Source organism: Candidatus Pelagibacter sp. HIMB1695 (assembly GCF_052047655.1).
Lineage (GTDB): Bacteria > Pseudomonadota > Alphaproteobacteria > Pelagibacterales > Pelagibacteraceae > Pelagibacter.
The window spans coordinates 976204-999263 of sequence record NZ_JBNAJT010000001.1 but is presented as its reverse complement, the minus strand read 5'-3'; the positions used below and the strand labels follow the sequence as shown (position 1 = coordinate 999263).

Annotated in this window: 30 protein-coding genes and 1 tRNA gene; 21 read left to right on the top strand and 10 right to left on the bottom strand. The window is 27.9% G+C overall.

The annotated features are described in order from the left end of the window. Window positions 1-993 carry a ferrochelatase gene (gene hemH, locus ACTTAX_RS05470; RefSeq protein ID WP_440693471.1) on the bottom strand — a complete coding sequence of 331 codons (993 nt, stop codon included), beginning with the start codon at window positions 991-993 and terminating at the stop codon, window positions 1-3. A gap of 3 nt (window positions 994-996) precedes the next feature. After that, complete coding sequence (gene hemE, locus ACTTAX_RS05465; RefSeq protein WP_440693470.1) at window positions 997-1998, bottom strand: uroporphyrinogen decarboxylase; 1002 nt, start codon at window positions 1996-1998, stop codon at window positions 997-999. Window positions 1999-2266: 268 nt separating this feature from the next. Here hemE and ACTTAX_RS05460 point away from each other — a divergent pair, with 268 nt between their 5' ends. Genes ACTTAX_RS05460 through dnaQ form a run of 5 tightly spaced genes read left to right on the top strand, consistent with a single transcriptional unit; the run spans window position 2267 to window position 5687 of the window. Beyond that, window positions 2267-3094, top strand: coding sequence for a pyruvate, water dikinase regulatory protein (locus ACTTAX_RS05460; protein WP_440693468.1), 828 nt, complete (start codon window positions 2267-2269; stop codon window positions 3092-3094). Then, complete coding sequence (locus ACTTAX_RS05455; protein ID WP_440693467.1) at window positions 3084-3665, top strand: Maf family protein; 582 nt, start codon at window positions 3084-3086, stop codon at window positions 3663-3665. Before ACTTAX_RS05460 ends, ACTTAX_RS05455 begins: the two co-directional genes overlap by 11 nt. 2 nt (window positions 3666-3667) lie before the next feature. Continuing rightward, window positions 3668-4462, top strand: coding sequence for a shikimate dehydrogenase (gene aroE / locus ACTTAX_RS05450; RefSeq protein ID WP_440693465.1), 795 nt, complete (start codon window positions 3668-3670; stop codon window positions 4460-4462). Next, the gene (locus ACTTAX_RS05445) at window positions 4455-5024 is read left to right on the top strand and encodes a dephospho-CoA kinase (RefSeq protein ID WP_440693463.1); all 570 of its coding nucleotides are present in this window, start codon (window positions 4455-4457) and stop codon (window positions 5022-5024) included. Before aroE ends, ACTTAX_RS05445 begins: the two co-directional genes overlap by 8 nt. Continuing rightward, window positions 5025-5687, top strand: a complete 663-nt coding sequence (dnaQ, locus tag ACTTAX_RS05440) for a DNA polymerase III subunit epsilon (protein ID WP_440693462.1) — start codon at window positions 5025-5027, stop codon at window positions 5685-5687. It begins immediately after the preceding gene. On the opposite strand, the gene ACTTAX_RS05435 is transcribed toward dnaQ, so the two are convergent. Next, on the bottom strand, window positions 5680-6108 hold the full coding sequence (locus tag ACTTAX_RS05435; protein ID WP_440693761.1) for a protein-export chaperone SecB: 429 nt from the start codon (window positions 6106-6108) through the stop codon (window positions 5680-5682). The two genes, dnaQ and ACTTAX_RS05435, sit on opposite strands and share 8 nt — an antisense overlap. Continuing rightward, entirely contained in the window at window positions 6086-6514 is a 429-nt protein-coding gene (locus ACTTAX_RS05430) for an FxsA family protein (RefSeq protein ID WP_440693460.1), read from the bottom strand. Before ACTTAX_RS05430 ends, ACTTAX_RS05435 begins: the two co-directional genes overlap by 23 nt. Before the next feature lie 58 nt (window positions 6515-6572). Between ACTTAX_RS05430 and ACTTAX_RS05425 the strand changes: the two genes are divergently transcribed. Both ACTTAX_RS05425 and ACTTAX_RS05420 read left to right on the top strand, forming a co-directional pair. Then, the gene (locus ACTTAX_RS05425; RefSeq protein ID WP_440693458.1) at window positions 6573-7169 is read left to right on the top strand and encodes a Tim44/TimA family putative adaptor protein; all 597 of its coding nucleotides are present in this window, start codon (window positions 6573-6575) and stop codon (window positions 7167-7169) included. After that, complete coding sequence (locus tag ACTTAX_RS05420) at window positions 7170-7592, top strand: Smr/MutS family protein (protein ID WP_440693456.1); 423 nt, start codon at window positions 7170-7172, stop codon at window positions 7590-7592. Here the strand turns inward: ACTTAX_RS05420 and hslU are convergent. Continuing rightward, on the bottom strand, window positions 7582-8955 hold the full coding sequence (gene hslU / locus ACTTAX_RS05415) for an ATP-dependent protease ATPase subunit HslU (RefSeq protein WP_440693454.1): 1374 nt from the start codon (window positions 8953-8955) through the stop codon (window positions 7582-7584). The genes ACTTAX_RS05420 and hslU overlap by 11 nt on opposite strands. Beyond that, window positions 8955-9470 (bottom strand): ATP-dependent protease subunit HslV, encoded by a 516-nt coding sequence (hslV, locus tag ACTTAX_RS05410; RefSeq protein ID WP_440653259.1) that lies wholly within the window; start codon window positions 9468-9470, stop codon window positions 8955-8957. Before hslV ends, hslU begins: the two co-directional genes overlap by 1 nt. Before the next feature lie 89 nt (window positions 9471-9559). On the opposite strand from hslV, the gene hisB reads away from it, so the two are divergent. Genes hisB through ACTTAX_RS05375 form a run of 7 tightly spaced genes read left to right on the top strand, consistent with a single transcriptional unit; the run spans window position 9560 to window position 13391 of the window. Continuing rightward, complete coding sequence (gene hisB / locus ACTTAX_RS05405) at window positions 9560-10150, top strand: imidazoleglycerol-phosphate dehydratase HisB (protein WP_440693452.1); 591 nt, start codon at window positions 9560-9562, stop codon at window positions 10148-10150. Between the two features lie 5 nt (window positions 10151-10155). Then, window positions 10156-10782, top strand: coding sequence for an imidazole glycerol phosphate synthase subunit HisH (gene hisH / locus ACTTAX_RS05400; RefSeq protein WP_440693450.1), 627 nt, complete (start codon window positions 10156-10158; stop codon window positions 10780-10782). Then, window positions 10782-11507 (top strand): 1-(5-phosphoribosyl)-5-[(5-phosphoribosylamino)methylideneamino]imidazole-4-carboxamide isomerase, encoded by a 726-nt coding sequence (hisA, locus tag ACTTAX_RS05395; protein WP_440693449.1) that lies wholly within the window; start codon window positions 10782-10784, stop codon window positions 11505-11507. The genes hisH and hisA overlap by 1 nt, the downstream gene beginning before the upstream one ends. Continuing rightward, the gene (gene hisF / locus ACTTAX_RS05390; protein WP_440693447.1) at window positions 11500-12255 is read left to right on the top strand and encodes an imidazole glycerol phosphate synthase subunit HisF; all 756 of its coding nucleotides are present in this window, start codon (window positions 11500-11502) and stop codon (window positions 12253-12255) included. Before hisA ends, hisF begins: the two co-directional genes overlap by 8 nt. Window position 12256: 1 nt before the next feature. Next, window positions 12257-12529 carry a phosphoribosyl-ATP diphosphatase gene (gene hisE / locus ACTTAX_RS05385; RefSeq protein WP_440693445.1) on the top strand — a complete coding sequence of 91 codons (273 nt, stop codon included), beginning with the start codon at window positions 12257-12259 and terminating at the stop codon, window positions 12527-12529. Continuing rightward, a complete protein-coding gene (locus ACTTAX_RS05380) occupies window positions 12526-12891 on the top strand; it encodes a histidine triad nucleotide-binding protein (RefSeq protein ID WP_440693443.1) in 366 nt (121 codons plus the stop codon). The genes hisE and ACTTAX_RS05380 overlap by 4 nt, the downstream gene beginning before the upstream one ends. Then, window positions 12888-13391, top strand: coding sequence for a GNAT family N-acetyltransferase (locus tag ACTTAX_RS05375; protein ID WP_440693441.1), 504 nt, complete (start codon window positions 12888-12890; stop codon window positions 13389-13391). Before ACTTAX_RS05380 ends, ACTTAX_RS05375 begins: the two co-directional genes overlap by 4 nt. On the opposite strand, the gene ACTTAX_RS05370 is transcribed toward ACTTAX_RS05375, so the two are convergent. Together ACTTAX_RS05370 and ACTTAX_RS05365 are read right to left on the bottom strand one after the other, a co-directional pair. Continuing rightward, window positions 13388-13915, bottom strand: a complete 528-nt coding sequence (locus ACTTAX_RS05370) for an outer-membrane lipoprotein carrier protein LolA (protein WP_440693439.1) — start codon at window positions 13913-13915, stop codon at window positions 13388-13390. The genes ACTTAX_RS05375 and ACTTAX_RS05370 overlap by 4 nt on opposite strands. Window positions 13916-13932: 17 nt before the next feature. After that, the gene (locus ACTTAX_RS05365) at window positions 13933-16017 is read right to left on the bottom strand and encodes a DNA translocase FtsK (protein WP_440693437.1); all 2085 of its coding nucleotides are present in this window, start codon (window positions 16015-16017) and stop codon (window positions 13933-13935) included. Between the two features lie 62 nt (window positions 16018-16079). On the opposite strand from ACTTAX_RS05365, the gene ACTTAX_RS05360 reads away from it, so the two are divergent. After that, window positions 16080-17156, top strand: a complete 1077-nt coding sequence (locus ACTTAX_RS05360) for a ubiquinone biosynthesis protein UbiB (RefSeq protein WP_440693435.1) — start codon at window positions 16080-16082, stop codon at window positions 17154-17156. Here the strand turns inward: ACTTAX_RS05360 and ACTTAX_RS05355 are convergent, their stop codons facing one another. Next, window positions 17157-17801, bottom strand: coding sequence for an LON peptidase substrate-binding domain-containing protein (locus ACTTAX_RS05355; protein ID WP_440693433.1), 645 nt, complete (start codon window positions 17799-17801; stop codon window positions 17157-17159). Window positions 17802-17884: 83 nt separating this feature from the next. Here ACTTAX_RS05355 and ACTTAX_RS05350 point away from each other — a divergent pair. Beyond that, window positions 17885-17957 (top strand) — tRNA-Gly (locus ACTTAX_RS05350). A gap of 56 nt (window positions 17958-18013) precedes the next feature. After that, entirely contained in the window at window positions 18014-18964 is a 951-nt protein-coding gene (locus tag ACTTAX_RS05345) for a tyrosine-type recombinase/integrase (RefSeq protein ID WP_438304772.1), read from the top strand. Window positions 18965-19133: 169 nt separating this feature from the next. Here the strand turns inward: ACTTAX_RS05345 and ACTTAX_RS05340 are convergent, their stop codons facing one another. Further along, window positions 19134-20570, bottom strand: a complete 1437-nt coding sequence (locus tag ACTTAX_RS05340) for a hypothetical protein (protein ID WP_438304774.1) — start codon at window positions 20568-20570, stop codon at window positions 19134-19136. 345 nt (window positions 20571-20915) lie between these two features. Between ACTTAX_RS05340 and ACTTAX_RS05335 the strand changes: the two genes are divergently transcribed. From ACTTAX_RS05335 to petA, 4 genes are read left to right on the top strand one after another with little or no spacing between them, the layout of a single operon-like run. After that, window positions 20916-21344: a c-type cytochrome gene (locus ACTTAX_RS05335; RefSeq protein ID WP_438304776.1), complete on the top strand. Its 429-nt coding sequence runs from the start codon at window positions 20916-20918 to the stop codon at window positions 21342-21344. A 38-nt stretch (window positions 21345-21382) separates the two neighbouring features. Then, entirely contained in the window at window positions 21383-21892 is a 510-nt protein-coding gene (locus tag ACTTAX_RS05330; RefSeq protein WP_438304777.1) for a cupredoxin domain-containing protein, read from the top strand. Window positions 21893-21913: 21 nt separating this feature from the next. Continuing rightward, window positions 21914-22342, top strand: a complete 429-nt coding sequence (locus ACTTAX_RS05325) for a DUF4396 domain-containing protein (RefSeq protein WP_440693759.1) — start codon at window positions 21914-21916, stop codon at window positions 22340-22342. An 8-nt stretch (window positions 22343-22350) separates the two neighbouring features. Beyond that, entirely contained in the window at window positions 22351-22872 is a 522-nt protein-coding gene (gene petA / locus ACTTAX_RS05320; RefSeq protein WP_440632908.1) for a ubiquinol-cytochrome c reductase iron-sulfur subunit, read from the top strand. Window positions 22873-23060 lie beyond the last annotated feature (188 nt).

Sequence of the window (23060 nt, the reverse complement as noted above, 5' to 3'; positions counted from 1 at the left end):
TTAAAGATTTTTTTCAATTAAAGACTTTATCAAAAATATATGATCCTCGTTGTCGTTTAAACAAGGAACCATATCAAAGTTTGTTCCTCCCGCATTTATAAAACTTTCCTTACCTTGAATTAATATTTCTTCTAACGTCTCTACACAATCAGATGAAAAACCTGGAGAAATAATGAGAATATTTTTAATTCCTTCTCGAGGTAATTTTTCTAAAGTTTTGTCAGTGTATGGTTGAAGCCACTCTTGTGGACCAAATCTTGACTGAAAGGTGGTTTTAATTTTTATAGAATTAAACTTTTCTGAAATAAGTCTCGTTGTTTTATGACAATAACAGTGATAAGGGTCTCCTTTATCAAAATATCTTTTTGGTATCCCATGGTATGAAGCTATAATAAGATCTGGTTTCCAGTCAATTTCCTTAATTTTTTTATTTATCGAATTAACTAATGCATCAATATATAGAGGATTAGATTCATAATGTGGAATTATTTTAAGGGAAGGTTGCCATCTCATCTTCATTAATGTTCTATAAACTTCGTCGCAAACTGTAGCTGTTGTTGCTGCTGCATATTGGGGATAGAGGGGAAGGATTACTAAATTTTCACAACCAATTTCGTGTAATTTGTGTATTTTACTTTTTATACTTGGATTCCCATATCTCATTGCAAAATCTAAAACGATATTTTTTTTTTTTAATAACTCGGAGGTTTTCTCACATTGTTTTTTTGTATAATAAAGAAGTGGAGAAATATTTTCATTTGTCATCCAAATTTCTTTATAAGCCTTAGCAGTTTTAGAAGGTCTAAAAGTTAGGATAAATAAATTTAAAATTATTTGCCAAATTATGGGATTTACTTCAATTACTCTTCTATCTGAAAGAAATTCTTTTAAATATCTCCTAATATCAAACCAATTAGTTGAATCTGGCGTACCTAAGTTAATTATGAGCGCCCCAGTTTTTCCATAGTTTATTGGTGGATGATTTTTATCCATAGTTTAATTATTTTTTACTATTTTAATTAAGTTTTCTACCATCTCTGGATTGGTTTCGGGAAGAATACCATGTCCTAAATTAAATATATATGGATGATCTTTGAAAACTTCTAAATATTTAGAAGTTTCTTTTTTTAGATTTTCATAATCTGTTAAAAGAGTTTTAGGATCCAAGCCTCCTTGGATAGGAATTTTTATATCTTTAAGTATTTTTTTGGGGTCTACATTATAGTCAATACTTATTACGTCAGGTTTAACGACCTCACAAAATTCTTTGTAATTTTTAATTTCCCTTGGAAAACATATCACTGGTATATTAAGAGATTTAACATATTCCACTAAATTTAAAGTAGGTGTATAGATATAATTTGGTAAGTCTTTTTCTTCTAGTAAACCAGCCCAACTATCGAAAATCTGAATAATATTTGCTCCATTATCTATTTGGTTTTTAATATGAACTTTTAAAAATTTTTCTATAATTAATAAAATTCTATTTATTAAAAAATCATCTTTAAAGAAATTTTCATTCAAATCCTTCTTTGGAGATTTTAAATTAATCATATAAACTAGAAGAGTCCATGGGGCGCCTACAAATCCAATAGTATTTTTGTTTTTTACGATTGGGTCTAAACTTACTTTTTTAATTGCTTTATAAACAGGATATATCTTTTCAACAAAATCTATTTCGTCCAACTTTGCTATCTTATTTAAATCTAGTCTATCTAGTTTGGGACCAAAATTCTTCTCAAATTTGACTTTTTGACCTAGACCATAAGGCAACATTAAAATATCAGAAAAGATTATTGCAGCGTCAATATCAAATCTTTTTAATGGTTGTAATGTTATCTCGGCTGATAAATTATCATTTAAACATAAATTAATAAAATCAGGATTATTTTTTCTGATTTCTCTAAACTCAGGTAAATACCGACCTGCTTGTCTCATTATCCATAAAGGATTAAATGAGGTATCTTTATTAATAATTACTTTGTTTAAAGGTTTCATATAAAAGTCTTATTAATTATTGTAGTATTATTATATCTTGTTAATAAAGGAGATTATTCTTTATAAACATTATACTCACAATTTATCAACAAGTACGATGATTAAAATTGTTTAAAATGAAGCTTTTTTGATTTTTTCAATTTTTGTGGATTGTTTTAGCTTATTTATTATTATTGTTAATAAAAGTTAAGTTTTTCAGATTTTTTTGGAGAAATTTAAAATTGTATAATTTAATCAAAATAATACACAATTTATTAACAATTTATTTATGAATAATACATATCAAATTTATTTAATATCTGACTCAACCGGGGAAACCTTAGATAGAATATTCTTAGCTCTTAAAGCACAATTTTTAAACATAGAATATAAAGTTCATTCTTATTCATTTACTAGAACAGAAAATCAAATTTTAAAAATTTTAGAAAATGCAAAAAAAAATGAAAATTCAATAATTTTATATACGATTGTAGATAATAACCTCGCTAAGTATTTAGCTAACGAAAGCAATAAAAAAAAGATACCTTGTTTTGGAGTATTGGGCAACTTAATTTTAAATTTTTCTAAAATTTTAAACCAAAAAGCAACACATGAACCAAGTGGGCAACATGTTTTAAATGATGAGTATTATGATAGAATTGAGGCTATTCAATTTACGATGAATCATGATGATGGAAATTTAATTAGTGAAGTTGAAGAATCTGATATTATTCTCGTAGGTGTTAGTAGAACCAGCAAAACACCAACTTCTATTTATCTTGCTAATAAAGGCTTTAAAACTTCAAATATTCCTTTAGTTAATGAAAAATCCATTCCAGAAAAACTTAAACTGAATCCTCATATAACTTGTGTTGTTGGATTGAGCACGGAACCAGAAAGACTAGCAGATCTAAGAAAAAATAGAATGAATTCACTAAAAAAAACTGAAAGTATAGATTATACTAATTTAGAAAGTATAAAAAAAGAAGTTCTTCAAGCAAAAAAAACATTTCAAAAATACAAATGGCCTTTAATAGATGTAACAAGAAAATCAGTTGAAGAGACTGCAGCCTCTATAATTAAAATACACGAAATATATTTAAATAATGTTAAATAAGATTATTTTAGCGTCAAAAAGCAAGGTTAGAAAAGATATATTAGATAAAAATGATATAGAAGTTATTGTGGAGCCCTCAAACGTTGATGAAGATATTGTAAAATTATCTTTACTTAAGGAAAATGCTAGTCCAGAAATTATTTCAAAAAATCTAGCAGAGTTAAAAGCAAACAAAATTAGTGCTAGATTTCAAGAAAAGATAGTGCTTGGTGCAGATAGTGTTATTGATTTAGATGGAGAATTAATTTCAAAACCTGAGAGTAGACAAGAAGCAATGAAAATATTAAGAAAACTTAATGGTAAAATCCACTTTCTAATAAGCTCTGTTTGTATTTCAAAGAATGGCTCAATGATTTGGAACTACACAGATAAAGCAATTTTAACAATGAAAACCTTTTCAGATTCAGAATTAACAGAATATTTGTCTAAAATATCCGATGAAAATCTTTACGCATATAATGTTTACCAAATTGAAGGAGAGGGTAGAAACTTGTTCAGTAGCATAAAAGGAGATGAAAACACAATTATGGGCTTACCTATAAAAAAAATTAAAGAATACTTAAACATATAAAAATGGAAAAATATTTTGTAATTGGAAACCCAATTAATCATTCTTTGTCGCCAAAACTTCATAATTATTGGTTAAAAGAAAAAAATATTAATGCTGTTTATGAAAAAATTAAACTTGAAGAAAATGAAATAGAAAATTTTTTTTCTAAAATTAAAAATCAAGATATAAATGGTTGTAATGTAACTATACCTTTCAAAAAAACTGTAATTCCTTTCTTAGATAAACTAAGTTTGGAAGCAGAACAAACACAGTCTGTTAACACAATAAGTTTTCAAAACAATAATTTAATTGGTCATAACACAGATATCATTGGTTTTGAAAAAGCAATGACTGAGTTGAATTATAAAGTTCAAGACAAAAAAATTTTTATTTTAGGTGCTGGCGGAGTGGTTCCATCAATAATTTTTGCTTTGAATAAAATGGAAGCATTAAAAATAACAGTAAGCAATAGAACTTATAAAAAAGCTGAAGACCTAAAATCTCAATTTGATAAAATTAACATTGTAAAATGGGGCGAGACTCCCGACTTTGATATAATTATCAATGCGACCAGCTTAGGTTTAAATAATGAATCAATTAAATTAAACACTTCTATTATTGGTCAAGGTAAGTTGTTTTATGATGTTATTTATAACCCTAATAAAACCAATTTTTTAAAATTAGGAGAAAAATTAGGAAACCAAATAGAAAATGGTAAATCAATGTTTATTTATCAAGCTTTTGAAGCATTTAGATTATGGCATGGTGTTGAGCCAAACGTGGATGAAAAAATTTTAGAACTTTTAGATCATGATTAGAATAGGTATAATTGGAGATATTGGCTCTGGAAAAACTTTTGTAGCAAATAATTTTGGATACCCAGTTTTTAATGCAGACTATGAGGTTGCATTATTATATAAAAAAAACAAAAATATTTTTGTTCAATTAAATAAAAAATTACCAAAATTTATTCAAAGCTTTCCTGTAAAAAAGAATGAAATTGTAGATGCAATTTTAAGTGATAAAAAAAATTTAAAAATAATAATTAATATTGTTCATAAGGAAATAAGAAAAAAGTTAAATTTATTTTTAAAGAAAAATAGAAATTCAAAAATTGTTATCCTAGATATTCCTTTATTAATTGAAAATAAAATTAATAATAAAAATGATATATTGGTATTTGTTGATTCAAAGAGAAAAGATATTCAAAAAAAAATTAAAATGAGATCAAATTTTAATAATAAAATTTTCAATATATTTAGAAAAATTCAATTGAAACCAATTTTAAAAAAAAAAAAATCGAACTTTATAATTAAAAATACTTATGTAAAAAAACCTGTTAAACAAAATATAAAGAAGATTTTAAAAGAAATTTTATAGATGAAAGAAATTGTATTAGACACCGAAACAACAGGAATATCAGTTAGAGATGGTCATAGAATAGTTGAAATTGGCTGTATTGAATTAGAAAATTTATCGCCAACTAAAAATAAATTTCATTGTTATCTTAATCCACAAAGAAAAGTTTCCGAAAAAGCATTTGAAGTACATGGATATTCTGATCAATTTTTGTCAAAACAAAAAATATTTAGTGAAGTAGTTGACGATTTTCTGGATTTTATTAAGAACAAAAGACTCATAATTCATAATGCAGAATTTGATATAGCTCATTTAAACAATGAGCTTAATTTATTAAGTAAGAACAAAATTCAAAATGAAATTATTGATACTTTAACTTTAGCTAGAGAAAAATATCCTGGATCCCAAGTTAATCTAGATGCTTTATGTAAAAGATATAGAATAGATAATTCACGTAGAACTTATCACACAGCATTAATAGACTGTGATTTATTAGCTAAAGTTTATATTAATTTAATTGATCAAAAAGAACCAACCTTAGATTTTAATCAAAATTTTGAAAAAGATGAAAATAAAAATTTAAGCACAGAATATTATAAAAAAGTAGTTTCACCTACCCCTCAAGAACTGGAACAACATAAGAGGTATTTGAATAATACTTTAAAAAAAAATTACTTTAGTTAAATCTTTGGTTGTATAAATTTTCAAAATCTACTTTTTTTTCAAATTTTACATCTGGAAAACCTGAATTGTGTAAAAGATTTATTAACGTTTTTTCCATGTGAGGGTAAATTGCGATTTGCACGTCACATAAAATTATTTTTTCTAATTCTTTTTTATCTTTTATCTCATCTTTGATTTTTACTATTGTTGTGTGGACCATTTCAAAGTAAGATTTTTTTGTTGATTTTTCTGTATCTCCAAATTTAAAAGTAGTATTAATTTCTACCATTTTATTTTTTAAAGCTTTAGAATTTATATCAATTCCTAGTTTATATGATGCTATTTTATCTCTTACAAACAAATACGTTTCAATATCAGGAGTTTCACTTGATAAGTCTTTGATAAACCTACTCAATATTTTAAATTTTTCTGTTTTCATCATCATCTCCTATATCCTCAAATTCTCCATCAATGAAATTGCTTTCTTTTTTTTTTGGTCTGGTAAATTTTTTAGAAATGTTTTTAAACATAAATTTTCTAGTAACTGGAAATATTAATAAAAATCCAAATAAATCAGTAGCAAACCCTGGCAAAATTAGAAGTATAGCTGCAAAAGCAATTGCAGCACCGGACAGAACTTCATAGGCTGGTGTTTCGTTTTTGCTTAATTGTATAAAACCAGCTTTTAAAGTGTTTAATCCTTCATATTTTGCATAATATATTCCTAGAATTGCAGTAGAAAATATTAGAAAAATAGTTGTTAATGCACCTATTTGCCCCCCTATTTTTATAAAAAGGTAAATTTCGATGATGGGCACAATAATAATTAAAAATAATATTGGGTTCATTTGTCTTTAGTCTAAATTGCTGGTTGAAATTAATCAATAGAGTAATTACTATCATATCATGAATTACAGTTTTCAATATATCGACATCATTTTATTAGCAATGATTGCAGGATTCATTTTTCTTAGATTAAGAGGTATCTTGGGCCGAAAAACTGGTTTTGAAGGCAAGTCTCCAGCCCAATTTAAAGAGGTTTTAAAAAATATTAAAACTGAACAAGCAGTCAAACCAAAAGAAAATTTTGATGAAGAAGCTCAAAAAGAATTTCTTAAAGGGGCAAAGATTGCTTACGAAACAATAATTACTGACTTTAGTGACAATGATAATAAAATTACAAATGCTAAACCTTTATTAAATAAAGAGATTTATAATCAATTTGATGATGCATTAAAAGAAAGAGCCAAAAGAGGTCACTTTGCAGAAATCACATTTATTGGAGTAAATAAAGCAGAAATAAAAGAGCATAAAAAAACTGGAAACATTTTAAATGTAACAGTCGATTTTATAGCTGAGGTAATCACTTGTATAAAAGATAAAGAAAAAAAGATAATTTCTGGAGATCCAGAAAAAATAAAAAAAATCTATGATACTTGGGTATTTTCAAGGGATACCACATCAGCAAATCCAAACTGGCAGTTAGTAAACATTTTAACTTAATTGAACGATAACATTTCAGATAAAGACAAGAAAGATTGGCAAACTTTTATCTCGAGTAAAGAAAAAATTTTAGATAAAGATTTTAAACCTCAAATAAAAAATCATTTAAAAATAAAGTCAATAGATCTTCATGGGTATACACTTGAACAAGCAAATGATGCTATAGAAAAATTTATATTAAAAGCATTTGAAGAAGAGGTAAATAAATTAATTGTTGTAACTGGAAAGGGCATTCATTCAGATGTTGAAAATAATCCTTATGTTTCTAAAGATCTGAGTATTTTGAAATATTCAGTACCTGAATTTGTAAACAAAAATCAAAATTTAATGAGGGTTATCAACGATATACAAGATGCAACAATTGAAGATGGAGGTAGCGGTGCTTTTTATATTCTTTTAAAAAAGAAAAGATCTATAAAATAAATTTAGAAAGATCAGTATCTTTTACTAAATTATCAAGATTTTTATCAATATATTCTTTATTTATTAAAATTTTTTCTCCAGCTCTGTCTGTTGCTGTGAAACTTATATCATCTAATATTTTTTCAATAATTGTATGTAGTCTCCTTGCCCCGATATTCTCTACAGTTGCATTTACTTCTGATGCAATATTTGCAATTGTATCAATACCATCATCAGAAAATTCAAGGTCTACATTTTCAGTTTTTAAAAGAGCCACATACTGTTTAATTAAACTATAATCTGGTTCTTTTAATATTCTTTTAAAATCTTCACTAGTTAAAGCTTCTAATTCAACTCTTATTGGCAATCTTCCTTGTAATTCAGGTAGCAGATCAGATGGTTTTGCAAGTTGGAAAGCACCTGATGCAATAAATAAAATATGATCAGTTTTAATTGGACCATGTTTCGTGTTCACAGTTGTCCCTTCTATAAGTGGTAACAAATCTCTTTGAACACCTTCTCTAGAAACATCCCCACCAACTCGATCAGTTCTAGCTGAAATTTTATCTATTTCATCTAAAAAAACTATACCATTATTTTCTGTTGATAATTTAGCAGCTTTAACAATTTTATCCTGTTCAATTAGTTTATCTGACTCATCATTAATTAAAATTTCATGAGACTCTTTTACAGACATTTTTTTCTTTTTTTCTTTATTGCCCATCGATTTACCAATCATTTCACCAATGTTTATCATTCCAACATTAGCACCTGGCATTCCTGGGATTTCAAAAGATGCACCGTTTGAACCCGTATCGCTTACAGCTATTTCTATTTCATTGTCATCTAAATCACCATTTCTTAGTCTTTTTCTAAAACTTTCTCTTGTTGCAAGGCTTGCTTTTTTACCCACCAAAGCATCTAATACTTTTTCTTCAGCAGCTTTTTGAGCTTGCGCAAAAACTTCTTTTCTTTTTTTTACTTTTTCCATTGCGATTGCAATTTCAATTAAATCTCTCACTATTTGCTCGACATCTCTTCCAACATAACCAACTTCTGTAAATCTTGTTGCTTCAACTTTAACAAAAGGAGCTTCTGCTAGTTTTGAAAGTCGTCTAGAAATTTCTGTTTTTCCAACTCCTGTTGGTCCAATCATTAGAATATTTTTTGGTAAAACCTCATTTTTCATTTCACCTTTTAAAGCTTGCCTTCGCCATCTATTTCTTAATGCTACAGCAACCGCTTTTTTTGCTTTGTTTTGTCCAACAACAAATCGGTCCAATTCCGAAACAATTTCTCTTGGCGAAAGAGCACTTACCAAAGAAGCTTCTTCTTTTTGTGATTTTTCTTTTGGATGCAAAGGTGTTACGTTTGAATTATCCATTATATTTTTTCAATTTTAACATTTTCATTCGTGAAAACACAAATATCTGCAGCGACTTTAATTGCTTTTTTTGCAACTTCTTCTGCAGATAAATCACCTTCCATTAAAACTTTTCCTGCAGCTAAAGCATAATTTCCACCAGAACCAATTCCTATTACATCACCTTCAGGCTCTAGCACATCACCAGTCCCAGAGATTATATAACTATTATTTTTATCACCTACAGCCATTAATGCTTCTAATCTTCTTAAATATTTATCTGTTCGCCAATCTTTTGCGAGCTCAACAGCAGCTCTAGATAAATTACCAGCATGCTTTTCTAATTTTCCTTCTAATCTTTCAAACAAAGTTAATGCATCAGCGGTTGATCCTGCAAACCCAGCCACTACATCTCTTTTTTCAATTTTTCTCACTTTTGATGCTGTACTTTTGACAACAGTATTTCCCATACTTACCTGCCCATCTCCAGCAACTACAACTTCATTATTTTTTCTAACTAGTACAATTGTTGTCATTCCTAATAAATGGTAACTATTTTTGATACTTCAAGTATCTATACTGATATTGATATAGTTGGATTAAATATATATACCATTAAATCTATATGGCTAGAAAAGGAAAAGTTTCTCGAAAAACAAAAGAAACCAGCATCAATGTTGAATTAAATATTGATGGCAAAGGTAAATACCAGATTGATACCGGCATAGGTTTTTTAGATCATATGCTTGAACAACTATCAAAGCATTCTCTAATTGATCTGAAGGTAAAGGCAAAAGGTGACACTCATATTGATCTTCACCATACAACAGAAGATACAGGAATTGCAATTGGTGAAGCTTTAAAAAAAGCTGCAAATAAATTTGTAGGTATTAAAAGATATGCACACAGAGTTATTCCTATGGATGAAACATTAACTAGAGTTGCGATAGATGTTTCAAATAGACCTTATTTAATTTGGAAGGTAAAATTAAAAGTTGAGAAACTTGGTGAGATGGACACAGAGTTGTTTAAAGAATGGTTTCAGGCATTTTCACAGGCCGCAGGTATTACACTGCACGTTGAAAATATTTATGGTGACAATAGTCACCATATCATTGAGTCTTGTTATAAAGCATTAGCAAGATCATTAAGAGAGGCATTAGAGATGGATCCTAGAAGCAAAAAGAGCATTCCATCAACTAAAGGCTCATTATAAGTTTAATGAATGTCACTATTGTTGATTATAACTCAGGTAATATAAGCTCCGTAATAAACTCTTTTAAAGAGGTTGCCAAAGATAAAGTAAATATCGGGGTAACTTCAGATTTAAACAAGATTAAAAAATCTGACAAGGTTGTTTTACCTGGACAGGGCTCATTTAAAAGTTGTGTTGATGCACTTAATAATATCAGTGGTTTAGTTGATACATTGAACGAATTTGCAATAAATAGCAAAAAACCTCTTCTTGGAATTTGTGTTGGTTTACAAATGTTTGCAGATGTCGGTTTTGAAGAAACAGAAACAAAAGGACTGGGTTGGATTTCAGGCAAGGTATCAAAAATAGATAATCAAAATGGAAAATATAAACTTCCACACATCGGCTGGAATGAGATTAATATAACAAAAAATAGTAAAATTTTTAAAGGTATTGAAAATAATTCACATATGTATTTTGTACATAGTTATGAATTTGTTCCAGAAGATAAAAATGTGATTTCAGCAACAACAGATTATTCTTCAAATATCGTTTGTTCAGTTGAAAAAGAAAATGTTTTTGGAACACAATTTCATCCTGAGAAAAGTGATAAAATTGGGCTTAAAATAATTGATAATTTTATAAATTTATAATGAAAATATTTCCTGCAATAGATATTAAAGACAAGAAGTGTGTGAGGTTAATTAAAGGAGATTTTGAAAAAAAAACTGAATATGACATGTCACCAGTTGAACAAGCTAGCAAATATAAAGATCATGGTTTTAAAAACTTACATATTGTCGATTTAGACGGTGCTTTAACTGGTGAAACAGTAAATTTGGATATTATTGAGGAAATAGTGTCTAAATTTGATCTTAAAATTGAAATTGGTGGAGGAGTAAGGAACTTTGAAAGTATTAAGAAATATAATGATACTGGTGTCGAAAAAGTTATTCTAGGAAGCGCTGCTATAAAAGATAAAAATTTTTTAAAAGAGGCATGTGAAAAATTTCCAAACAAAATTGCTTTAGGATTAGATGCTAAAGATGGTTATTTATCTGTTTCTGGTTGGAAAGAAAATTCAAATAAATTAACTTTAGATTACTTAAAAGAAGTGAATGATTGTGGGACAAGTAGACTGATTTATACTGATATTAATAGAGATGGTATGAAGCAAAGTCCTAATTTTGAAGAAACAGTTAAGGTTGCCAATACATCTAGTTGTCCAGTGATTATATCAGGCGGAGTTTCATCAATAGATGACATTAAAAAAGCAAAGGAATTAAAAAATAAAAATATCGAAGGTATTATAGTTGGAAAAGCTATTTATGATGGTGATATTAAATTGGATGAATTAGTTAAGGAACTAGATGCTTAAAAATAGAATAATACCTTGTTTAGACGTTAAAAATGGCCGTGTTGTAAAAGGAATTAACTTTGTTGATCTACAAGATGCGGGTGATCCAGTTGAACAAGCAAAAATTTATTCAGATGGTGGTGCAGATGAAATTTGTTTCTTAGATATTACTGCATCTAACGAAAATAGAAATACAATTTATGATGTTGTAGAGAAAACTTCTAAAAAATGCTTTGTTCCATTAACAGTAGGGGGTGGTGTAAGAAGTGTTGAGGATATCAATAAGTTGTTAAATTGTGGCGCGGATAAAGTTTCAATTAATACTGCAGCAGTTCAAAATTCAGAATTAGTAATTGAAAGTTCAAAAAAATTTGGTTCACAATGCATTGTTGTTGCAATAGATGCAAAAAAAAATGGAAATAAATGGAAAATCTTTACTCACGGCGGAAGAAATAACACAGGTATTGATGCAATTGAATTTGCAAAAAAAATGGAAGATAGTGGGGCAGGTGAGCTATTAGTAACATCAATGGATAGAGATGGTACTCAAGTAGGTTATGATATTGAGCTTATGTCAAAGATATCTCTTAAAGTAAATATTCCTGTAATTGCGTCTGGTGGAGTTGGTAATTTAGATCATTTAGTAGATGGAATAAAATTAGGAAATGCTAGTGCTGTCTTAGCAGCATCAATATTTCATTATGGCAAACATTCTGTAAAAGAAGCGAAGGAATATCTGGATTCAAAAGGAATACCTGTTAGAATTTAATATGCTTAAAACATTAGAAAATTTAATTAAACTTGCAAGAGAAAGAAAAGCTAATCCAGTTGAGGGATCTTATACAAATAAATTACTAACTGATAAATCTTTAAGTAAAGCAAAGGTCTTAGAAGAAATTGATGAATTAATTGAAGCTATAGAAGAAAATTCAAACAAAATTCATGAAGCAGCTGATGTATTTTATCACTTGCTAATGTATTTAGAAGTTAATGATGTGAAAATTGAAGAAGTAATGGAAGAATTAGAAAAAAGGAAAAAATGAGTTACGATAACAATAATATTTTTGCTAAAATTTTACGTGGGGAAATACCTTGCAATAAAATTTACGAAGATGATTATGTTTTGTCATTTCATGATATCAATCCACAAAAGAAAGTTCATGCTTTAGTAATTCCTAAGGGAAAATATATAGATCTTGATGATTTTAGTATGAATGCATCACCAGAAGAGATGGTGGGTTTTTTGAAAGGTATTAATATAGTTGCAAAAAAGCTAGGAATTTCAACAGAAGTAGGTCAAGGTTATAGGGCACTAGTTAATATTAGTGAACATGGTGGTCAAGAGGTCCCTCATTTGCATTTTCATTTATTTGGTGGTGAAGTTGTTGGAAAAATGGTCGAGTGACTGAAGAAGTTAAAAGAAACTACCTAGAAATAAATTCACTTCATGATCTAAAAGAGGGTGAACAACCTTCAGAACATTATAAAGTTAATTTAATTGAACCAACTGATTTTCAGTTAAATAAATTTTTTTATAAAAATATTGGTAAAAAACATAAGTGGATTGATAGATTAATATGGAATGAAGAGCAGTGGATCAAATATGTGTCCAATAAAAACGTCAAAACATTTGTGTTAGTGAATAAAAAAGATTTGGTAGGTTTTTTTGAATTAGTTATTCATCCAGATAAAAAAGAGGCAGAGATTGCATATTTTGGAATATTAGAAGAATATCAAAATAAAAAATTAGGATCATTTTTGTTATCAGATGCTATTAAAAAATCATTCAAAGAAAATGTAGATAGAGTTTGGCTTCATACATGTTCTTTAGATCACAAAAATGCACTTAATAATTATTTAGCAAGAGGAATGAAAATTTTTAAATCAGAGATTGTTAGAATTTAATTTTGAAGAGGAGCTTCGAATATTTTTTGGTCGACAATTTGATTTGATTTAACTGAATAAAGTAGTGTCACAGCAGTATTTTGATAAACATCTTTAGTTTGCCAACCAATTAAATTGTAATTGTCTATATCAAAAAAAATTTCAATGGATTGATTATTTTCTTTTATAGTAAATTTAACTAGAGAATTATTAATGATCTCTTCATTTAATTCTGAAATTTTTTTTAATAAGAATTTTTTATCTAAAATAAAATATAATGGAGTTTTATCCAATGGATATCTGTAATAACTTGATGAGGTCTTTATAACTAAAGATTTTCCATTAGAGACTATAACTTTATTTTTTTTATTATAATCACAAAACATTTTTTTTGGGTATTGAATTGTGCAGTTACCTAATTCAATTTTTCCATTTATATTTTGTTCAAAATCGAAATTTAAATTTAAAGCATCTTTTAATTTATTTATTATTTGATCTTTATTATTTGCATTTACTTCACTAGATAAACTAATGAGACAAACCAAAAGTAAGAGCCTCAAAATCAAAGAACGTCTCTTTTTCCTACATGATTTGCTTTGCTAACAATTCCATCAGCTTCCATCATGTCAATTATTCGTGCAGCTCTATTGTATCCAATTTGAAGTTTTCTTTGTAAAAATGAAGTAGATGCTTTTCCTTCAGATCTAATTATTTCAACAGCTTGTTGATATAATTCATCTTTATCTCCTTGATCTGTATTTGATCCTAACTCTTTTTCATCTGCAAAATTCAAGATTTCATCAATATAGTCTGGCTCAGCTTGTGATCTTAAAAAATTGTTTATTTTCTCTATTTCATTATCTGAGACAAATGGAGCGTGAATTCTTACTATTCGGTTAGCAGATGACATGTAAAGCATGTCTCCCTTTCCTAATAATTGTTCTGCCCCTTGTTCACCTAAAATTGTTCTACTATCTATTTTTGAGGTTACTTGAAAAGATATTCTTGTTGGAAAATTAGCTTTAATTGTTCCTGTTATTACATCAACACTAGGTCGTTGGGTAGCCATTATAATATGAATTCCGGCTGCTCTAGCCATTTGAGATAATTTTTGAATATAGTTTTCTATCTCTTTTCCTGCCACCAACATCAAATCGGACATTTCATCTACCACCACTACTATGTAGGGCATTGGAAGTTTATGCTTGGCATTGTAACCATCAATATTCCTAACTCCTTCTTTTGTCATTAACCTGTATCTGCTCTCCATTTCTTTTACTACCCAACCAAGAACTGATGCAGCTTTTTTTGCTTCAGTTATTACTGGGCAAAGTAAGTGTGGTATGCCTTCATATGTTGAAAGCTCAAGCATTTTAGGATCAATTAATATAAACTTACATCTTTCAGGTGTGTGACGGTAAAGAAGAGATAAAATAATTGTATTAATGCAAACAGATTTTCCTGAACCAGTAGTACCAGCAATTAGCAAATGTGGCATAGAAGACAGATCTCCCACAATAGGTTTCCCTGAAATATTTTTACCAAGAGCTATTGGTAATTTTGTTTCCTTCTTTTTGAAATCGGCGTTATTTAGAATTTCACTGAGATAAACATTTTCCCTTGAATTATTTGGTAATTCAATTCCTACAGTATTGCTGCCTGGTATGGTTGAAATTCTAGCAGATTCAGAGCTAGTATTTCTAGCAATATCATCTGATAAATTTATAATTTTAGAAACTTTTACACCAGCTGCTGGCTCAAATTCATTGAGTGTTACAACTGGACCATAACTTACTTTCTGAATTTCTCCCTTAACTCCAAAGTCCATTAGAATTTTTTCTAAAAATTTAGGATCATTTGTTTCACTTTTATTTGAGTTTTCTCGTTCTTTCTTAGTTGGAATTTTTAATAATTCTATTTTTGGTAATTGAAATTTATTTCTAGTATTTAATTTATTCTCTGCTTTAATAAAAGGCAGGTCCTCTTGTATTAAGTTTTTGATTTCTTCTTGAGGAATATATTCACTTATAAGTTCACTTTTATCTGTATATGATTTATTTTCTTTTTTATTAAAAAATTTTATGATTTTAGCTATCGAGTTATAGAATTTAATAGGATGAAAATTTATACTTAATAAAAATAAAGCAATTATCAGTATAATTAAAACATAATAAATTAATGTTTCATTTATAAGAATTAGTGAGTTTAAAAAAGTTTGTCCAAAATAGTTTCCAACAAAACCTCCATTTCCATTTATGTAAAGTGTAAAAGCATCAGAATAAAAATGGTTTAAGAATAGCGTTCCAATTATAATATATAATATTGCTATAAAAGTATTTTCAATTATTAAAAAAAACTCTTTTAATCGAAATATATTCACTCCAGTAATTATGTATGTGAAAGAAATTAGATAAGCAATGAATCCAAAAGATTGAAAAAACAGATCAGAAATAAAACTTCCTTGAAAACCTAATAAATTTTTAATTTTAGTATCTTTAGGAAAAATAAAGTTAGGGTCCTCAGGTGAATATGAAAAAAGTGCAATAAATAAGAGAATACCAGCAGAGAAAATTATTATTCCACATATTTCTGCTAATCTCTTTAAAGTAAAATTAAGTAATAAATTAGCTGTTTTTTTAATGTCCATTTATACAAATCAATTATACCACTTTGTATCATCTAATTTTTGTTGTTAAAATTAAAAATAATATGAGGATTTGTATAATAGGAAGTGGATTAACTAGTTTAGCTTTAGCAAAAGCTTTAGTTAATCAGAATATACATGTTGATATTTTAAAAGATAAAAAAAAAAAAATAATAGATCAATCTAGGACTATAGGTATTACAAAAAGTAATGTTGAATATTTTAATAATAATATAGTAAGTATTGATAAAATAATTTGGAAATTAAATAAAATCGAAATCCTATCTGACAAACTAAATAAAGAAAAATTGTTGGAGTTTCAAAATAATAATCAAGAACTTTTTTCAATGGTTAGAAGTTTTGATCTTTATAATATTTTAGAAAAAAGTCTCAAAAAAAGTAAATTTTTTAAAATACAAAATCAAACAAATTTAGAAAATATTCAGAACAAATATAATCTTTTAATAAATTTAAATTTTACAAATTTAATTGCAAAAAAATTTTTTAGTAAAAAAATTATCAAAAAATATAAAAGCTTAGCTTACACTTTAATACTAGAACATGAGAAAATTGATAATAAAATTTCAAGACAAGTATTTACAAAGATTGGACCTTTGGCATTTTTACCCATTTCTGATAAAGAAACTTCTGTTGTTTATTCTATAAAAAATACTGCTAAAATTAAAAAAGAAAATTTAATAGAGCTCATAAACTTACATAATCCAAAATATAAAATTAAAAAAATTAAAAAAATATCTTCATTTGAATTATTTTCTGCAAGTTTAAGAAATTACTATCATAACAATATCCTAGCTTTTGGTGAATTAACTCACAAAATACATCCTTTGGCTGGACAAGGCTTTAATATGACGATTAGAGATATAAAAATTTTATTAGAGATAATTCAAAATAAAATAGATCTTGGATTAGCAATAAATAGTTCTGTTAATCAAGAATTTCAAAAAAATACAAAACATAAAAATTTTATTTTTTCAAATGGAATTGACTTTATTTATGAATTTTTTAACTATGAAAGCAAGGTTAAGAATAATTTACTTTTAAATTCTTTAAAATTTGTAGGAAGCAAAAATTCTATAAACAATATGCTAAAAAAAATAGCAGATACTGGTTTGAATTATTGATTATTGAATAGTGTTGTTTTCATAGATATCATGAGTATATGTTTTTAATATCTCAGCAATTTTATTTTTTCTAATATCTAAACTTTGAGCTTCCAATAAAACTTGTTTTTCTTCTAGAGAAAAAGGTGAGGCCATCGCTAAGGCGTTTATTGTTTCATCTAAACTTTGTTTTTCCAGTGCTTTCCAATTAATGATAAAACCTTTTTTTTCAAACAAAGACTTTAGGTCTTTGAAGATTAACTCTAAATCTGAAAATTTAAGATCTTCTTTTTTATTATCTAAATCTTGAATATAATCATTATAATCTACATGCAAAATTCTATATTTAGTTACAGTCTCTAATTCTTTGATAGATTTAAATCTTACGACACCTTTTAATTCTATTAAAAACCTACCATCTTCTGTTTCTCTAAAACTAGTTATTTTACCAATACAACCCACTTTATGAAGTTCAGGTTGAACTTTTTGATAGCTAGATGATTGAGGTTGAATCATTCCTATTATTTTGTTTGATTTCATACTATCGTTAATCATATCAATATAACGAGGTTCAAAGATATTTAATGGGACTGTAGTTTTTGGAAAAATGATAAAATTACTTAATGGAAATACAGGAATATTAATTGGTAGATCTTCTTTTTTCATAATAAAATTAAATATAACATAGAAAATGTAAATTAGTATTGATTGAATTAAAAAAAGTGTTTAGTTATAATATTTTTTTAAGCGGGCATAGCTCAGTGGTAGAGCGTCTCGTTGCCAACGAGAAGGTCGAGGGTTCGACCCCCTTTGTTTTATTCACTTTCTGATATTTATAAGTTGTTTTGACACACTGATGACACAGAAGGAGATAAACAATGGCTACATTAAGAAGAAGAAAGAATAATTGGCAAGCAATTATAAGACTAAAAAATTATCCAAATATATATAAAAGTTTCAAACATTTAAAGGATGCAAAACGATGGGCATCCGAAACTGAGATAAATATCCAGCGGGAAGATGCTGGTATTTTTTATCATCAATATCCCAGCTTTAAATTTATTTTGAATAAGTATTTGAATGAAGTTTCTGTAAAAAAAAAGACTTATAGAGATGAAAGATACACAATCATAAACTTATTAAAAGAACCTTGGATAAACTATTCAATTAATAGAATTAGTCCCAAGATAATAGCTGAGTATAGAGATTTTTCCCTTAGAAATGTTTCAGGAAATACAGTTAATAGAAGATTAGATGTTATATCTTCTATTTTTACTACTTGTAAAAAGGAGTGGGGTTATCCAGTTTTGAATCCATTAAGCTCTATAAAACGACCTAAACGTGGAGAACCAAGAAATCGAGTATTAAATAAGAATGAAATAGAAAAGATATTATCTGACAATACTCTGGATACAAATTTTAGAAATATCATTTTAATAGCCCTAGAGACAGGCATGAGAAAATCAGAAATACTATCAATTAAAGAAGAACATATGGATGGTGATTTATTAAAGATTCCAGTTGCCAAAGTCAGAGGCAGAATAATTCCACTAACAAAAAAAGCTAAGAGCGTATTACTAATGTCTGAACTTCCTTTTAAAATCAATAAATACACACTTGGTAATAAATGGAGGAAATTAATGAGAAAACATCAAATAAAAGGCGTATGTTTTCATGATTTAAGACACACAGCTCTTACTAATTTATTTTTGAACAAATCTTTGAGTGTGCCTGAGGTTATGCTTATCTCAGGTCATTCAGACCCTAGGATTTTATTAAGAACATACACTAATTTAAAAGCTCAAGATTTAGCAGATAAGATAGGATAGTTTTAATTACATAAAACTAAACATTAGGACACTTTAGATAAATAAGTGCCACTTTAGGGAAAGGTACCCATTTTATAAGAAAAAAAAAATTTATATTTATTCGTCTCATTATCTGTTTTTTTACTCTTGTTACTCGTTTCCGGTAATGGAGGAGAATTAAAAGAAAGAACTAGTGATATTTGCTCCAAGAGGACAAGTACTTCTCATGAATTGAATTACTTGTGTCAATTAGAAGTTCCCAAGTATCTTTACCAGCTATTATATTATGCTTTTTACTTTCACTTAAAACATCAATATTTTTATTAAAATGTTCAGGAAGTAGGGGGCCTGTAGCTTTTACATTAATATTTGCTTTTACAATCTTCTTAAATGAACTTTTCATTTGTGCTTTTAGACTTAGCTCATAACCATAGCGAACTATGAAGCTGTCATGAATAGGCAGTACAACAACACCTTCTCTTAATAAACTAAGCATAACATCTTCTGCTATAACAGAGTCTAAATACATAAGTTCTAAACCTATACCAGTTCCAAAATACTTTGATATTTTGCTGTGGGTTTTATTTACAGCCTCTGTAAGTTGTTGATGTGACATGTTTAAAACCTTTAAGTCATCTTTGGATAACCTGAACCTATTATTTTCATCATTAATAATAGCGTTGACATAGGTTTTAACTAAATCTCTTTGTTGTTTAGAATGCTGATGTCCTAAATTATAAAGGTCAACATCGTCATCAATAATTATATTTTCCTTAGCATACAACAACCTTAGAGACATTGTTGAATAATCACATTCAGAGGTTTTATAACCATCAATAGTTATGTGTGGTCTATACTTACCAGGTAAACTTTGCCACCATCCACCATAGAATCTTCCATGAAGTCTCAAGTTATTTTTAGAGAATATTCTTTTTAGAGTTACATGAGAAAAATTAAGAGAATGATGAACTTGTTCTTTCCAAAAATATTTAGATTTTTCTTTATAGTAACCCTTCTTTAATTCTTCCTCCAAAACTAATAAATCATTGTCTTTAATATCAATGCACACACAATGCTTAAGTAAGCTTTGATTAATCTTATTTAAATTGTCTTGATACTTTTTTACTAACGAATTGTTTGGTGTCTTAACTGTTATCTTTTTATATTTATTATTTATTTTAATTTTATCTCTTAAAATTATTCCATTCTGTTTATCATTTTCATACTTCCTCCACACTAAACCTATACTTTTAAATTTTATTATGAGTTTTTTAGAAGGAAAAATACGTGTTGATTTTCTTTTAATTTCAGTACCTAACTTGACTTTTATATAATCATTTAAATTTAAATAATCGAATATTCTCTTGAAAACTCTATAGCTACTCTTACCAGTGAATGATTTTGCTCTTAAAGAAAAATAAACCCATGATTTTGGTAAAGAATAATAACTTTGATAAAGTGAGTTTATAAGTTGTCCTAAAACCTTTTTTTCAGCTTTAATTGCTGATGGAGTTATTCCTTTTTTACTTTTTCTGTCACTATCAAAATTTTTATAAATTGAAAAAATAATTTCATCTAAAATATTATCTTTAGACTGAAGGAATAAACTTAGGTTTTTATCAAACATAGATTTAACAGAGTAATTTCTCCTCTGTTGTGACAGAGTTGTGACAAGCGAGGTTGTGTGAATGATTTCACAAAGTAAACCAAAGGGTTTCTGTAGGTTTAACACAGGCTCATAAGCCCGAGGTCAGTGGTTCGATTCCACTTCCCGCTACCAAAACCTTTGGTTCCTCAATAAAACAAACCTGTCAGTTCTGTCGGTTCGAACCTAAAGTAGAACATATCATTACTATCATCAATCTATTTGTGACCCTGGTGTGACACATATTTTCTATTTGAAGTGGTAAGGGGGAAATTATTTTGGGTGACTATATGATTGGCCTAAGAGATTTTTGTGTTAAGATGTTTTATGAAAAAAAATTTTTTTTTAATAATTACAATACTTTTAATAAATTTAGATTTTAGTTTTGCTAGCAATCATTATCCTATAACAACAGAGTCTAAAATGATGATTAAAAGAGGTAAAATTTTATATGAACAGAATTGTGCTTCATGTCATATGATTAACTTATCTGGAGCAAAGAATTGGAAAGGTGTAGATGAGGATGGTCACAGAAAAGCACCTCCTTTAAATGGAACTGGACACACATGGCATCATGATGACAAAACTCTACATGCTATTATAAAATATGGTCTTGCAAAATTAGTAAAAAATTATGAAGGAAAAATGATGGGCTTTGGTGACAAATTGTCTGATAAAGAAATTGATAGTGTTTTGGCTTATATCAAATCTTTTTGGTCAAAAGAGAACTATGAATACCAATTAAAACTGAATTAACATATTGAAGTTTTATATAAATTAGCTATATCAAATACATGATTAAACACTTATTTATTACTACAATTTCTATAATTCTATCAATCTCAACTGCTTTTGCTGATAAGAGTATGATGATAGGTAAAAAAGGTAAACAAGAGGATGTTACAAGAGTTATCAAAGTATTGATGTATGATAATTACTTTGAACCAAGTTCTTTTCAAGTTCAATCAGGTGAAACTATAAAGTTCGAAGTAGAAAATGTTGGTGAACTAGTTCATGAATTTAACATTGCAAACCCAAAAATGCATATTCAACATCAATCTGAAATGCAAAAAATGGTTGAAATGGAAATTTTATTTGCTGATAGCATTGATAAAGATAAAATGAAAAAAATGTCAAAGATGGACAAATCAATGGCACATAGTCATGCCAATAGTGTTTTATTGGAACCTAAAGGTAGTAAAGATTTGATATGGAAATTTGAAAATGCTTCCAATGTAGAAATTGCCTGCAATGTACCGGGTCATTATGATGTCGGTATGATAGCTAAGGTAGCTATAAATTAAAATTTAAAGTTGGAAAAAACTATATCATTTAATTGGTCTTGTAATCACACTTGGAAACGAAGCGCTAAGAACACCGCTTGGTGTTTGTTAGGTTGTGCAATTGGAGACTTTGGAACTATTTTATATTTTCAAATAACAGGTATTCCATGGCCAGTTTTAGCTATTATGACTTTAGCAATTATTAATGGTTTAATTACAAGTATTATTTTAGAAACTATAATTTTAATCAAACAAAATTTTAAATTTAAAGATGCTTTAAAAACTGCCTTAGGAATGAGTTTTATCTCAATGGTTGGTATGGAAGTTGCAATGAATTTGACAGATTATCTTTTAACAGGTGGCGCTATGTTAACTTGGTGGGTGGTACCAATAATGCTGACAGTGGGTTTTTTAACTCCATGGCCTTATAATTATTGGAGATTAAAAAAATTTGGAATTGCTTGTCATTAAATATAATAATGAAAAATACTTCAAAAGACAAAAAACCTGTAAGAAGAGATTTTCTATTCACTGCCTCTTACGCTGTTGGAGCAGTTGGAGTTGGAGCTGTAGTTTGGCCTTTAATTGACCAAATGAATCCAGACGCTTCAGTTAAAGCATTAGCGAGTACAGAAGTTGATGTAAGCGCTTTAAAACCTGGTAACACAATTACAGTTTTATGGAGAGGTAAACCAGTTTTTATCAGAAGAAGAACTAAAATAGATATTGAGAGCGCAAGAAAAGTAAATTTAAACGAGCTTAAACACCCAGAAAAAGATGAAGATAGAGTAAAAAAAGATGAATGGCTTGTAATGATTGGAATTTGCACTCACCTTGGTTGTGTTCCTTTAGGTGACAAAGGTGAATATGGAGGATGGTTTTGTCCATGCCATGGTTCACATTATGATACATCAGGAAGAATCAGAAAAGGGCCAGCTCCTACAAACTTAGAAATACCAAAATACGAATTTGTTGGAACTAATGTAATTAGAATTGGTTAAAAATAATTTAACACAAAAATCTCTCAAGGTAATTGTATAGTCATAATAAATATTTTCCCCCTAAGTCATATAATTAAAAATTTGAATGACACACTCTTGGCACAAGAAATAAATATTTTGATGGATTTTGTCTAAAAAGTATGGTTTTCTAATATTGTAAAAGTTAAATAACTTAATAATATCGAGTA